The 13,539-nt window shown below is 31.2% G+C and carries 19 protein-coding genes and 1 riboswitch; all 19 genes read right to left on the bottom strand.

Features of this window, described 5'->3' with window-relative positions:
• Positions 1 to 8 precede the first annotated feature (8 nt).
• Positions 9 to 335 carry a cyclic-di-AMP receptor gene (locus JL105_RS00605; protein WP_132027825.1) on the bottom strand — a complete coding sequence of 109 codons (327 nt, stop codon included), beginning with the start codon at positions 333 to 335 and terminating at the stop codon, positions 9 to 11.
• Positions 332 to 961: a dTMP kinase gene (tmk, locus tag JL105_RS00600; RefSeq protein WP_132027928.1), complete on the bottom strand. Its 630-nt coding sequence runs from the start codon at positions 959 to 961 to the stop codon at positions 332 to 334. Before tmk ends, JL105_RS00605 begins: the two co-directional genes overlap by 4 nt.
• A 27-nt stretch (positions 962 to 988) precedes the next feature.
• A complete protein-coding gene (locus JL105_RS00595; RefSeq protein WP_132027823.1) occupies positions 989 to 2,398 on the bottom strand; it encodes an aminotransferase class I/II-fold pyridoxal phosphate-dependent enzyme in 1,410 nt (469 codons plus the stop codon).
• 90 nt (positions 2,399 to 2,488) lie between these two features.
• Entirely contained in the window at positions 2,489 to 3,463 is a 975-nt protein-coding gene (amrS, locus tag JL105_RS00590; RefSeq protein WP_132027821.1) for an AmmeMemoRadiSam system radical SAM enzyme, read from the bottom strand.
• A gap of 13 nt (positions 3,464 to 3,476) precedes the next feature.
• On the bottom strand, positions 3,477 to 4,886 hold the full coding sequence (amrA, locus tag JL105_RS00585; protein WP_132027819.1) for an AmmeMemoRadiSam system protein A: 1,410 nt from the start codon (positions 4,884 to 4,886) through the stop codon (positions 3,477 to 3,479).
• Positions 4,879 to 5,370, bottom strand: coding sequence for a hypothetical protein (locus tag JL105_RS00580; RefSeq protein ID WP_132027817.1), 492 nt, complete (start codon positions 5,368 to 5,370; stop codon positions 4,879 to 4,881). Before JL105_RS00580 ends, amrA begins: the two co-directional genes overlap by 8 nt.
• Positions 5,371 to 5,457: 87 nt before the next feature.
• Entirely contained in the window at positions 5,458 to 6,132 is a 675-nt protein-coding gene (locus tag JL105_RS00575; RefSeq protein WP_132027815.1) for a 50S ribosomal protein L25, read from the bottom strand.
• Positions 6,133 to 6,213: 81 nt separating this feature from the next.
• Complete coding sequence (locus tag JL105_RS00570) at positions 6,214 to 6,474, bottom strand: pro-sigmaK processing inhibitor BofA family protein (protein WP_132027813.1); 261 nt, start codon at positions 6,472 to 6,474, stop codon at positions 6,214 to 6,216.
• Positions 6,475 to 6,531: 57 nt separating this feature from the next.
• On the bottom strand, positions 6,532 to 6,798 hold the full coding sequence (locus JL105_RS00565; RefSeq protein WP_132027811.1) for a DUF2508 family protein: 267 nt from the start codon (positions 6,796 to 6,798) through the stop codon (positions 6,532 to 6,534).
• Positions 6,799 to 6,860: 62 nt separating this feature from the next.
• A complete protein-coding gene (locus tag JL105_RS00560) occupies positions 6,861 to 7,295 on the bottom strand; it encodes a DUF134 domain-containing protein (RefSeq protein WP_132027809.1) in 435 nt (144 codons plus the stop codon).
• A gap of 17 nt (positions 7,296 to 7,312) precedes the next feature.
• Positions 7,313 to 8,056, bottom strand: coding sequence for an Mrp/NBP35 family ATP-binding protein (locus JL105_RS00555; RefSeq protein ID WP_132027807.1), 744 nt, complete (start codon positions 8,054 to 8,056; stop codon positions 7,313 to 7,315).
• Positions 8,057 to 8,282: 226 nt separating this feature from the next.
• On the bottom strand, positions 8,283 to 8,516 hold the full coding sequence (locus tag JL105_RS00550; RefSeq protein WP_132027805.1) for a thioredoxin family protein: 234 nt from the start codon (positions 8,514 to 8,516) through the stop codon (positions 8,283 to 8,285).
• Between the two features lie 14 nt (positions 8,517 to 8,530).
• Positions 8,531 to 9,538, bottom strand: coding sequence for a permease (locus JL105_RS00545; protein WP_132027803.1), 1,008 nt, complete (start codon positions 9,536 to 9,538; stop codon positions 8,531 to 8,533).
• A 10-nt stretch (positions 9,539 to 9,548) separates the two neighbouring features.
• On the bottom strand, positions 9,549 to 9,896 hold the full coding sequence (locus JL105_RS00540; protein WP_132027801.1) for an ArsR/SmtB family transcription factor: 348 nt from the start codon (positions 9,894 to 9,896) through the stop codon (positions 9,549 to 9,551).
• 12 nt (positions 9,897 to 9,908) lie between these two features.
• Positions 9,909 to 10,841, bottom strand: coding sequence for a CobW family GTP-binding protein (locus tag JL105_RS00535; protein WP_132027799.1), 933 nt, complete (start codon positions 10,839 to 10,841; stop codon positions 9,909 to 9,911).
• 162 nt (positions 10,842 to 11,003) lie between these two features.
• A complete protein-coding gene (locus tag JL105_RS00530) occupies positions 11,004 to 11,855 on the bottom strand; it encodes a YitT family protein (RefSeq protein ID WP_132027797.1) in 852 nt (283 codons plus the stop codon).
• 102 nt (positions 11,856 to 11,957) lie between these two features.
• Positions 11,958 to 12,138: riboswitch (cobalamin riboswitch) on the bottom strand.
• A gap of 222 nt (positions 12,139 to 12,360) precedes the next feature.
• Complete coding sequence (locus JL105_RS00525; protein ID WP_132027795.1) at positions 12,361 to 12,720, bottom strand: DUF134 domain-containing protein; 360 nt, start codon at positions 12,718 to 12,720, stop codon at positions 12,361 to 12,363.
• A 70-nt stretch (positions 12,721 to 12,790) separates the two neighbouring features.
• A complete protein-coding gene (locus tag JL105_RS00520; protein ID WP_132027793.1) occupies positions 12,791 to 13,054 on the bottom strand; it encodes a DUF5320 domain-containing protein in 264 nt (87 codons plus the stop codon).
• 123 nt (positions 13,055 to 13,177) lie between these two features.
• Positions 13,178 to 13,534 (bottom strand): NifB/NifX family molybdenum-iron cluster-binding protein, encoded by a 357-nt coding sequence (locus tag JL105_RS00515; protein ID WP_132027791.1) that lies wholly within the window; start codon positions 13,532 to 13,534, stop codon positions 13,178 to 13,180.
• Positions 13,535 to 13,539 lie beyond the last annotated feature (5 nt).

Genomic DNA, 13,539 nt, shown 5'->3' with positions numbered 1-13,539 from the left:
CCCCCTAATTATATTTTTACAAACCGTTCTACATCTAATATAAATATAGTAGCTCCTCCTACCCTTACCTCTAAAGGATAAGGTACATAAGTGTCTCCTGGCATGGATACTGTAAGTAAAGAGGTTGTAATCTCTCTAGTTTTACAATTAGTTTCTATAATTTTTATTACCTCATCGACTTGATCTTCTTCAACTCCCAATAATAAAGTTGTATTACCTGATTTTAAAAATCCTCCTGTTGATGCTAGTTTGGTAACTCTAAAATCATTTTCAGTTAAATCATCTACCAAACTAGGAACATCTTGATCTTGAACTATAGCAATAATAAGCTTCATATCTCCGCCTCCTTTGTTTTAAGAATATTCTCTATATAATAAATACTCTGCTTAAATACCTCTTCTATAGATTTTGTTGCATCTATTATCTTAACATTTGCAGGATTCATTTTTAATAATTTCATATATCCTTCATATACTTTATTATGAAATTCATAGCCTTCTCTCTCTAATCTATCTCCTCCCTTTATATAAATTTTTCTTTTTAAAGTAATTTCTGGATCTACAGAGAAAAATAATGTTAAGTCAGGTCTTATACCTTTTATAGCAAAATCATTTATCATTTTAACTTCTTTAATTCCTAAATTTCTTCCAACTCCTTGATAAGCTAAAGAAGAAAGAATAAATCTTTCACAAATAACTATTTTGCCTTCATTTAAAGCTGGAAGGATTTTTTCATGAACATGTTGTCCTCTAGAAGCTGCATATAGTAAAGCTTCTGTTTCAGGCAGCATATTATCATATCTATTGTCCAATATTATACGACGAATTTCTTCTCCTATTTCTGTTCCTCCTGGTTCTCTGGTTACAATTACATCTATATTTCTTTCAGTAAAATAATCATTTAACAATTTCATAATAGTACTTTTCCCAGAACCATCAGGACCTTCTAGTGCTATAAATATTCCTTTCAATCCAAAGTCATTCCTTTCCTAGTCTATTACTAATATCTTTTCTTTATTATAGCCTATAAATCCAACTATTTCTATACCAATGTCCATTAATTGTAAAATATAATAATATATTTCTTCTGTAATCTGCTCTCCTGGACATATTAACGGAATTCCTGGAGGATATGGAATAATGTAAGAAGCAGATATTTTACCTATACTTTCTTTTAAGTTTACTGCTTTTTTATCACTATAAAAAGCTTCATATATAGGCACTAATATATTAGGCTTTGGCATATTTATATTTATAGGTTGAATTTCAGTATACTTCTCTTCTGCTAGTTCTTCCATAGCTTTTATTAACCTCTTAAAATCATCCTTAGAATTCATAAGGGTAGTTAAAGCTAATGCATAGTAATAGTCAGACATTTCTAGGTATATATGATATATTTCCATTAACCTTTTACTTAAATCAGCACCTGTAATTCCATTTAATTTAAATAATATTTTCATTGGATCTTTATCATATATTGTAGTGTCTTCCTCATCTTCTGTAAATACATTAACTCCTTCTATAGCTTTAAGTTTATTGCTAGTATCTTGAGCTAAATATATAGCTTCTTCTAATTTATATATTCCTTCTCTTTCCATGTATGCTCTAGCTATTTCTAAGGATAACATCAATATATAAGAAGGACTTGTGGATTGATAAATGGAAGACATATTCATTAGTTTATCTATATCTACCCGATCAGTTCCTACATGAACCATAGAACTTTGAGTAAAACTAACTAGAGTTTTGTGAGTACTTTGCACCACTATATCTGCTCCTGCTTCTAATGCTGATATTGGAAGCTTTTTTGAAAATACAAAATGGCTTCCATGAGCTTCATCTACTAATAATAGTTTATCATACTTATGGACTATTTCAGCTATTCTTTCAATATTAGAACAAATACCATAATAGTTAGGATATGTAATCACTACTACTTTAATGTCCTCACATTTCTTTAAATTAGCTTCCACATCTTCAGGATTTATTCCTGTAAATATATGATTTGCTTCGTTATATTTAGGATATATATATTCAATATCTAATCTATTTAATAAAGCAGCATTATATACTGATTTATGAGAATTCCTTTGAATCAAAATTTTATCTCCTGGATTAGTTATAGTGGATAAGGCTATATATATGCCTCCTGTAGTTCCATTTATTGAATATAATGTATATTTGGCACCGAAAGCTTTAGCAGCTAATTCTTGACTTTCCTTTATAATTCCTTTAGGGTCCTGAAGATTGTCCATTCCCCATATTTCTGTAGTATCTATAAAAGGAATATAGTCTTCCCAATTTATTAATGTATTTTTCCCTTTGTGCCCTGGAGTATGAAATGAAATGCTATTTTGTTTTTTAAGTTTTTTTAATGCATCTAAAATAGGAGTATTCATAATTTTTCTCCTTCCTACATTATTAAGTCATGATATAATTATACCAAAGTTTAAACCCTGTAATCATTTTACAGGGTTTAAACTTAAAAATTAATATATTACATTTATAGGCCTGCCACATTTAGAACATTTATTATTATTTATACCTATTATCTCCCCTCCCATATATCTATGGATAAGACAATTATTGCAATTAGGGCAATAGGTGTTATTATCAATTCCCCATACATTCCCTACATATACATAATCTAAATACTCATTAGCAATCTCCTTAGACCTTAATAAAACCTCATAACTGGTTTCAGGAAGTCTCATCTTATACGATGGATAATATTTAGACAAATGTAAAGGTATTTCTCTATCTATGCTTCCAATCCATTTGCTCAATTCCCTTATTTCTTCTTTTGAGCTATTCAGCCCTTCTATAACTAAATTGGTTATTTCTATATGGGTATATTGAGCAGCTATTTTTATGGTATTTAGTACTGGTTCCAAACTTCCCTTACAAAACTTTCTATAAAATTCCTCATTGAAAGATTTTAAGTCTATATTCATAGCATCTATATATGGAAGTAGTTCTTTTAATGGTTCTTCATTTATATATCCATTGGTTACTAGTACGTTTTTTAATCCGTATTCTTTTACCAATTTTGACATATGAAGTATATATTCGTAGGATATGGTAGGCTCATTATAAGTATAAGCTATGCCTATGGAACCCTTGGATTGAGCTAATAATAGTATGTCCTCATCTTCTATTGCCATAGTTAAAGAGTCCCCATGAGCTATCTCCCAATTTTGGCAAAAATCACATTTTAAATTGCAGCCAAAGCTTCCTATAGAAAATATGTCTTTACCTGGATAAAAGTGATAAAGGGGCTTTTTCTCTATAGGATCATAGGCATAGGAGGTGTGTTTTCCATAATTTAAACTTATAAGTTCTCCTTTTTCATTTTTCCTCACTCTGCATATTCCCGTTTTCCCTTCGTTTATAATACAATTATGAGGGCATAAATTACATTTTATTTTATTGTCCTCTAACTTTTCATAGTACATACATTTCATAAATATTTCCCCCTTAAAAATGCCTTTCTACTCTAAATCGCTCTAGTTTATAATTTTCATATTCTTCTATACCTGCTTTTCTAAGGGCAATTTTTATTTGTTCAGAAGGAGTATCTACTCCTTCTATATTAGGTAATAATACACCTTTTCTAAATCCCTTAGAAACAATTACTCCATATTTTTCTGCATCCAATTCATCTATGGATGAAACAGATTCTGGAGGATATATTACATCTACAGAATATATAAGATAAGGAAGTTCTTCCTCCCTTACAGGTTCAAAACGAGGATCTCTAACCCCAGCACTAACCGCATTATGAATTATCTCCTCTGCTAAATTAGCTCTTGTTGGCTCTATAGTACCTATACAACCCCTAAGAACACCATCTTTTTTTATAGTAACAAAAGCACCTCTTCTTTGATTTAATAATTCTGGGCTTAAATCTTTAGGAACTTCCATTATTCTACCCGTTTTAATGTAATATTCTAAACTATTTCGTGCTAATCTAACAAATTCATCTTCTTTATTTCTTATCTCTTGAATCTTATTTTCTTTTAAAGCACATATCTCTTTAAATGTATTATCTTTTTCATTTTCTCCCATAACGTGAAATATAGCATTACAGTATCCAACCCCAAAAGGTCCTTCATAGGATAGTACTTCTGGTTTAATTTTAAAACCATCTAAAAAACCTGCTAATATCATAAGGGAGCGAAGTCCACATTCGCCAGCTCTTTCACTTAATCCTAAATCAAAAGTTACTATGGATTTAAAATCTCCTTTTTTAAGAATTTCTACTATTTTCTTATCAAATTGCACCCCATAAGGAGAATAACTATAGGGACCAGAATAGGATAATTTATGGGATAAATCTCCACTAGCTATTAATACTACATTTTCCTCTGATTCTAATGATTTTTCTTTTACAATATTTCCAAATTTATAAAGCTCTATTGGTGATAATAAGCTATAAGTAATATGGATAAGTTTAAAGTCTTGATATTCTCTGCTTACAAAATATAGAGGAACTAAAGCCCCATGATCCAAATTTACATCTATATTATAATTTATTGCAAAATTTTTATCAATTTTAGCTATCATAATACCTTGTTTATGAGATTCTTCAATTATTTCATTTACTAATTCTAAATTATTTTTAAAATTAAATTTTAAATTTCTATTTCCAAATCTACTAAAATCTCCGAATAACTCTTCCGATACAGATATGGAAATTGCATCTGAAAACAGTGGTCCATGAGGAGTTACTACTATAATGGTGGTAGGTTGTTTATCCCTTATATCCTTAGCTATGGTTTCACACCCTTCAATAGTCCTAATAGCCTTTCTTCCTTCTATTCCACCAATCTCATCTATTATGATAGGAGGATGTGGCATTAAATAACCAGATAATACCTTACCCATGTTTCTCACTCCTTTTCTTCATTTTTTCTTTTAAATGTACTAATATTTCTTCGCTGGGACTGAATAAAAAAGTCATACTCTTCTCATTCTCTTTAAATTTACCTACATAAATTAACTCAGAATTTTTATCAAATATGAATTTATATGAAGGTTTCTTTAAATTATTAACTTTTCCCTTTGGAAGTATTCCAATTAAATCTGAATAGTGTACCCTTAGCATCTCAAACCTTTTACTCCCTATAATTCTATGAAAAACTAAATACTCTTCTTCTAGTGTATAGGAATATTTTGAAAAGTATTTTATAAGAATATAGCTACAACTTAATACTACTAATGCTATTGTAATCAAAGTACTGATATACGGTAAAGTCTTATTAATTTTATTTAAAAAAAATATTATAAAATCTATAGATAAAGCAGCAGCTAAAACTACTAGGAAAATCCTCATCACCGGTTTTTCTTTCCTTTCGACAATTTGCTCCATAAATCTACCCCCTCTAATATTATTCTAATTTAATATATAAAAAAAGGCAAACAAAAAACAGGTAACCACATTACCTGTTTTTTAATACTATTCTTCTTCATTTTCTTCTTCCACATCTTCTTCATCTTCGCTTTCAACATCATCTTCACCTATTACTGGAACTTCATCTGCTTCTAATACTTCTTCTTCCTCATCTATTATTTCTTCAGTTGGTTCAATTAAACTAGCAATTACATCATCAGCTTCTCTTAGTATTGTTATATTTTCATTATTAAATATGTCTAAATCAGATACGAGGATTGGGGTATTAAAGTCAATATCTGATACATCTACTACAATATCCTCGGGAATATCACCTGGTAAACATTCTATTTCAATTTCGTCTAATTGCTGTATTAATACAGAAGGTTGTTGTTTAATGTTTTCTCTACCTACTAAAGTAATAGGTAAAGTTAATTTAACTTTTTCGTCCATATTTAATTTTTGAAAATCTACATGTAAATATTCATTCTTAAATGGATGTATTTGAACTTCTTTAATAAGTACAGGTACAACCTCCCCTTCAAATTCTAAATCTATTAAAGTACTCATACCTGCAGATTTATATACTTTTTCAAAAATTCTTCTATCTACTTGAATATGTTTAGTTTCCTCACCTTTTCCATATAATACTCCTGGAACAAAATTTTTTTCTCTTAATTTATCTACTTTATTCTTCCCCAATCCAGTTCTTTCTTCTACTTGTATTTTTACTGCTGCCACAGCTTATTGCCCCCCTTACTAAATTTATTTTTTATTTACAGTATTTAGATACTTTTTTATTATACCATATATCCTATCATATCATAAAAACTTCTGCAATATAAGTAATAATATAACTCCTGGTATTCCTAAAAAACCAGCTATTAACGCTGTAATTGGATTTATTGCTATAAATAATCCTAAACCTTTCCCTATCAAATTAAATAAAAGCAACAATATACCACCTATAACTCCATTGATTATTAGTTTCCATATTATCTTAATAGGAATTACCAATATCATTCCTATTACATATAGTAAAAATAGACCAAATATAAATGCTAAAAAAGTACTAATCCCCATAATATCCCCTCCTATATTCACTCTCTATTATATAATAGGGGACAGGTTTTATAAATATTACTCTAGATTCATTTCTTTTATTTTTTTTAATAAATACATATATTTTATTTTAGATGCTTCCATTTCATATATCGCATAGTCTATTAATTCAGGCTCGTTTACTGATTGAAAATACTTTTCCTTATTCTTCCATTCGCTATGAGCTTCTTTTAAACTTTCTAATACCTTTTCTTCTTCAGTTTTCTCATTTGTCTTTATTGAGTTGGATAATAAATTAGCACATTCTAATATTTTCTTGGCTTTTCTCTTATAATAATTTTTCATTTGCATTACCCCCAAAATCTTATTATCCTTATTTTTCCCAAAATTTTGGAGGTTTATACCATCTATTTGATACACAGTTTTTTACATTTTGCACCTTTATTCTTACATACTATTTTATGAGAATGACAATTAGGGCAAGTATTCTTATCCCTTATGAAATTTGCTTCATAAATCTCATTGCAACTTTTACATTTTAATCTACAGTGAGTAAATACATAGTTACCTCCCTTAATATTTATGCCTCTTCCTTCTACCAAGGCTTGGGCAACTTTCTTTCTACCACTATCTATTATGTTTTGAAAAGTTTGACGAGAAATACCCATCTCATCAGCACATTCCTGCTGAGTAAGACCTTCAATATCCTTTAATCTCATAGCTTCTAATTCTTCCACTTTTAAATTTATGGCTTTTGATTTAGAACCTTCCTTTCCCAATGGTATGAAAGAAGTGGTTTTGGGTAAAAACTCCACTCTTCTACATTTAATTGGTCTAGCCATATATAACCCCCCGAATTTTAGCTTAAAACTTCTATTATGTTTGTAGCTATTTGTTCAAAAATACTTTTTATTTCTTCTTCTATCATATCATTTCCTTCAATAGATATATTGGCAATATCCTTAGACATAGGTAGTTCTCCTAGTAATTTTAAATTATTATCCTTTAAAAATTCGATAGTACTTTCGCTTTCAAATATTCTAATCTTATTACCACAGTCAGGACATTTTACATAACTCATATTTTCCACTACACCTAGTATAGGTATATTGAGCTTTTTAGCCATATTTATGGACTTCGAAACTATCATGGAAACCAAATCTTGAGGCACAGATACCATGACCAATCCTGATATAGGAATAGACTGCATCACAGTTAGAGCCACATCTCCTGTTCCTGGTGGCATATCTATAATGAGATAATCCAAATCTCCCCATTGTACATCTGCCCAAAATTGCTCCACTACTCCAGCAATCAATGGTCCCCTCCAAATTACTGGTTGATCTTCATGTTCCATAAGTAAGTTAAGGCTCATCACCTTTATTCCATTAGAAGTAGTTACAGGTATAATCCCTAATTCATTAGCTGTAGCCTTTTTATGGCTTATATTTAAAAGCCTGGGAATACTTGGTCCAGTAATATCTGCATCCATTATTCCTACCTTAAAACCTTTCTTATTCAATTCCTCTGCAATCATTGCGGATACAGTAGATTTTCCAACTCCTCCTTTTCCACTCATTACCCCTATTATGCAATCTATCATTTACATCCTTCCTTTCTGCACCGGGGACAGTTCTTTTTGCAGTCCATTTTATTCCAATTAGAACTATCTCTAGTGAACTTATTGGCATATGCTAATATGATTGTACCTTTATTTAAATTCCTTGTCAATAAGTCCATATTTAATTAAAAATCTTACTATACCCTATTATCATCATAAACTTTAGATAATATTATTTTGTGTTTCATTGTGTTTCATTTCTATTCTATTATTTACCCAACATCTTCTTTAGTTCTTTCACATTGGGAACTTTCCCAATGGATTTAACTTCCCCGTCTATTACTAGACCAGGGGTACTCATGACTCCGTAGCTTACTATTACTGCTAAATTGTCTACCTTTTCTATATTTGCATCTATACTTAATTCTTTTAATGCAACTTCCAAATTCTTCTCCAACTTTTCACATTTGGAACAGCCAGTACCTAATATCATAATTTCCATATCTATTCACCCTTTCATTGTATTAATAAAAAGGAAAAACCATTAAGTCCATATCCTACGATTATTATTCCTAAAGTTACAATAGCTACAAAAGTAGCTAGTAGCCTTGGTTTTACTACTTTGCTTAGCATGACCAAAGATGGAATGGATAGAGTAGTAACTCCCATCATAAAGGATACTACTGTGCCAATCCCTACTCCTTTGGTTATTAATGCTTCTGCTATGGGGATGGTACCAAATATATCTGCATATATTGGTATGCCAATGAATGTAGCTATCAGTACTGAAAAGGAATTACCTTCCCCTAAAATCCTCTCTATAATAGACTGAGGTACCCAGTTATGAATACCAGCTCCTATACCGACACCTACTAATATATAGGGCCATACTCTACCTACTATATCCTTTACCTGTTCCTTGGCAAATTTTACCCTGTCTTTACGGCTCATCTTTTCTATTTCAATATCTACATTTTCCACATCCCATACATAGGATTCTACATATTCCTCCATTTTTAATTTATTGATAAATATTCCACCTATAATTGCCACTATTAAACCTACAGTTACATAGGCTATGGCTATTCTTGCACCAAAAAAGGACATAAGTAGCATTAGAGAAGCCAAATCTATCATAGGAGATGATATTAAAAAGGAGAAGGTAGCCCCTAAAGGTAGTCCTGCTGATATAAATCCTATGAATATAGGTATGCTAGAGCAGGAACAAAAGGGAGTTACAGTTCCCAATAGGGCACCAAATATATTCCCCTTCAATCCCTTAAATCTGCCAATGATTTTTTTGGTTTTCTCTGGAGGAAAATAACTCTGTATGAAGGATATAATAAATATCATTACTATTAATAACACAAATATCTTTATAGTATCATATATGAAAAAGTGAATGCTATCTCCTACCCTTGTCCCCATGGATAGACCAAATACCTTTTCAACTAGTAATTCCACTAGATCCCAAAGCCATTTCATTTTTAATAGCTGATCATTGAGCCAGGTAAATATATTCATAATATTCCCCCTATTTTTTCATATTTGCTAGTTCAATATATTTAGCTGCTGCTTTACTCTTCTCCAAATCCAATTTAAGTACTGGATATTCTTCTACATTTTCAACTATTTTTTGTAATATATCTTCAAAAATCTTATCCTCCAAGTTTAATGAATAGAAGGTATATTGCTCCTTTTTTTCATCCTTTACTAATCCCATATCTCTAAGCCTAGCTAAATGTTTAGATACATTAGGTTGAGATATACCAGTAATTCCTGTAATTTGACATACGCAAAACTTCCCATGGTACAAAAGCACCATTATCCTAAGGCGAGTTTCATCTGAAAGTAGTTTGAAATAGTTTAATAATTTATCCACTTAACTCTCTCCTTATCTTAATATCATCTTTTCTCCTACTATATCTTCCCAAGTATTAAATATAGGTCTTATTATTTGAGGACCTATTTTAGATATAATTACCAGTTGAGATTTTTCTTCCCTTTTATCCGTTGGTTTATAATCTACTCTATTACCTACTACATCTACTTGATTCCAACCATTTTCCAATTGGCAGAATCCCTTAACCCTATAGCAATCCTTTTTAATGGCATCTATAAATTGGGTAAGTTTTTCCTTTGTAGTATTTCCTTCATAGGTTAGTATTAAAGTTTTAGGTCTATTTTCTGGCGTATTGGTGGTATCCTCTACTCCCATCCACCCTTCTTTTACAAGATCCTCTTCTAAGAAATTATAGTCTATTTGCCCATTTACAGATTCTACAATATCCACCTTAGGATTTATTTCCTTGATCTTAGCCTTAACACTGTTTAGCTTATATTCGTCTATTAAATCTACTTTGCTTAAAATCACTAGATGGCAAAACTTAAGCTGTCTTTCTACCGTCTCTATATCTTCTACTTGTTCTAAAAAATTTACTCCATCTACTATACAAATAGCTCCACTATAATCGTATACATCTCCTTTAGCTGCCTTTACTGCTTCTAAAAACTCCCCTATATTAGAGGGATCAGCTAGTCCTGAGCTTTCTACAAATACATATTCCATATCCTTATCTGCCATCTCCACTAATGCTGATACAAAAGAAAGTTGTAGGCAAGAACAAAATATGGAACCTCTATTTATCTCTACTAGCTCCATGCCTTCTCTTTCAATTATAGTTCCATCTATCCCTACTTTACCAAATTCATTCATTATTACTGCTACTCTTTTCCCCTTTAACTTCTCCAAAACATTGGTTAAGAAGGTGGTCTTTCCTGCACCTAAAAAGCCTGTAAGTAAATATAATTTGCTTTTATTTACCATATAATATGTGCCTCCTTAAAAATTAATTTAGTAGATAATATACTCATATGCTCATATGGGTATATAAGTATATTATCTTTATACTTTGATTTTGTCAACTACTAAAATAAAAGGACCTATTGAACAGAATTCAATTGGTCCTTAATAAATTTATATTATTGACTAGCTTTCAATATCCATAAATCCATCTCCAAGTACTTCGTATATATTATTTACCGTAACAAAGGCATTTTTATCTATATCCTTTATAAAACTTCTCAGCTTTATAAAATCTTTTCTATCTACTATAGTAACTATGACATCTTTTTTTCTTCTTGTATAGGCTCCTTCTGCATAATATATGGTAGCTCCCCTTCCCAGTTCTTCTACTATATATTTTTTTATCTCATCACTATGTTCACTTATTATACTTACTGATTTACTTAGATTCATCCCCTCTATGGTAGAATCTATTACAAAGCCGTTTACTATCACTCCTAATAGGGAATACATGCCTAGTTCAAATCCAAAGGAGAATCCTGCGCCTAAGACTATGGCCAAATCTGCAATCAATACTCCTTTTCCCAATCCTATTCCTAAAAACTTATTTAGTATTTTGGCTATTATATCAGTTCCTCCCGTTGATGCATTTTGATTAAAAACTATTCCCATGCCAATGGCTGATACAAGTACTCCAAAAATTAGCTGAAGTATAATATCTTCAGTTGGACTATTATAATAAGGTAAAAACTTTTCAAATAAAGAAACTATAACAGAAGTACCTATACTAGCGTATATGGTTTTTATGCCAAAGCTGGTACCTATGGCTAAGAAGCCAATAATAAATAATATTATATTTATTATTATCATAAAAGCACCCACAGATATAGAAGGTATCCAATGGTTGAGAACAATAGCTAGCCCATTAGCTCCACCAATGGCTAAATTATCCGGCATCAAAAAGAAGTATAAGCCAGCAGCAACCATAAACATCCCTAAGGTTATCAATAAATATTCTTTAACCTTTTTATTCAATATTGTTCCCCCTTTCTATATAATTTTGACAACAAAAAATCTCCTAAGCTGATACTGGGGGATATTTTATTCGTCTAAACACCCCCTATCGACCGTAGAGTTATCGGTGTATAAATAAAGGCAGGTCTTCTGACTTAGGTTCATAGAGATTTATGCCTTCCCAGTTTCCCAGTGGCCTTTGTTTAAATCTCTCTCCATTACAGCGGCGGGACCGTACAGGATTTTCACCTGTTTCCCTTTTAAACGAAGGTATATTCTTCGTACCTTTACCGATTACTAAAACAACACCATAAGTATATATTATTATATTTATATAGTCAATAATACTTTATTAAAGAAATATGTATAGCATTATCCTTAAATTTGCTTTTAATTATATTCTTTTGACTTTCCTCTTTTATACAATCTTTGTACAACTCATAAAACATAATCTCCATATTAAATATCTCACAACTTTGCTTATCCTCTATACAAACACAATTTCGTATTGAATATATATGTTTTTTTACCCCATTTTCCCTCTCCTATGTCTATGTCGTCCTCTATTACATGAAATACATCGGTTATTATCTTCCTCACACAATATATAATCTCCTCCTTCTATCCTTAGAATCTTCCCATTTACCAAACTATCCGCAACCTTTTGTTTCGCCTCAGTATACATTCTTTGTACTGTTGAACGAGCTACTCCCATCCTTTCAGCACATTGCTCCTGTTCTAAACCTTCCAAGTCTATAAGACGTATTACCTCATATTCTTCTACAGATAATATAATAGGTTCATCATGAATGTTGCCATCTAATGGTCCATATACTTTTATATTTGGTAGCTTACATACTATTCTTCGCTTTCTAGGTCTAGCCATGCTTCCACCCCTTTCTAGGAATATTTTATCATAATCGAATAATAAAAGGATGGATATATCCACCCTTTTATTATTCTTTCTTAAAATCCTCTAGTATTTTATTTACTTCATCAAGTCTAGCTTTTAAATAGGTTTTTTCTTCTTCTAACATGGCTTTTTCTTCTTCTGGACTAAGAGCGTAAACTCCTGGTCCATAAGCAAATCCCCTGCTTCTTCCATATCTAAAACCATATCTCATCCCTCTACCATAAAACCTTCTTGGTCTGCAATATCCCATTCCTCTTCCTGTCATAGGTCCCATACCTCTAGGTCCTGTTCCATCAAATCCTGGCATTATATCACTCCTTTTTTTATTGTTTTTGGGTATATGTTCATTAACTATATGGTAGCAAAGTTTTGGGCATATGTCAATAATTAAATTGAAGAAAGGCTAACCCATTAGATTAGCCTTTTATACCTAGTCCTCACAATGCCCTTCGTGTGCATGTTCTTCACATACTTCTCCTGTAGATTCTAGATTTCCATTTATATACTCCTTTATAACTTGATCACAATCACCAGTAGCACCTACTATTACTTGAATGTCATTATCAGAAAATAGTTGTTGTGCTTTAACTCCCATGCCTCCTGATATTATTACATTTATGCCTTTTTCTTTCAAAAAAACTGGAAGAAAACCTGGTTTATGACCGGGGTTTGGTACAAATTCACGATTTGTCACCTTATCTTTATCAACTTCATATACAGTAAATCCCTCACAATGACCAAAGTGACTACTCACTTTACCCTTATCTGTTGCAACTGCAATTTTCATATATA

The organism is Keratinibaculum paraultunense (assembly GCF_016767175.1).
In the GTDB taxonomy this organism is placed as follows: Bacteria; Bacillota; Clostridia; order Tissierellales; family Tepidimicrobiaceae; genus Keratinibaculum; species Keratinibaculum paraultunense.
This window is presented reverse-complemented; position numbering and strand designations above follow the sequence as displayed.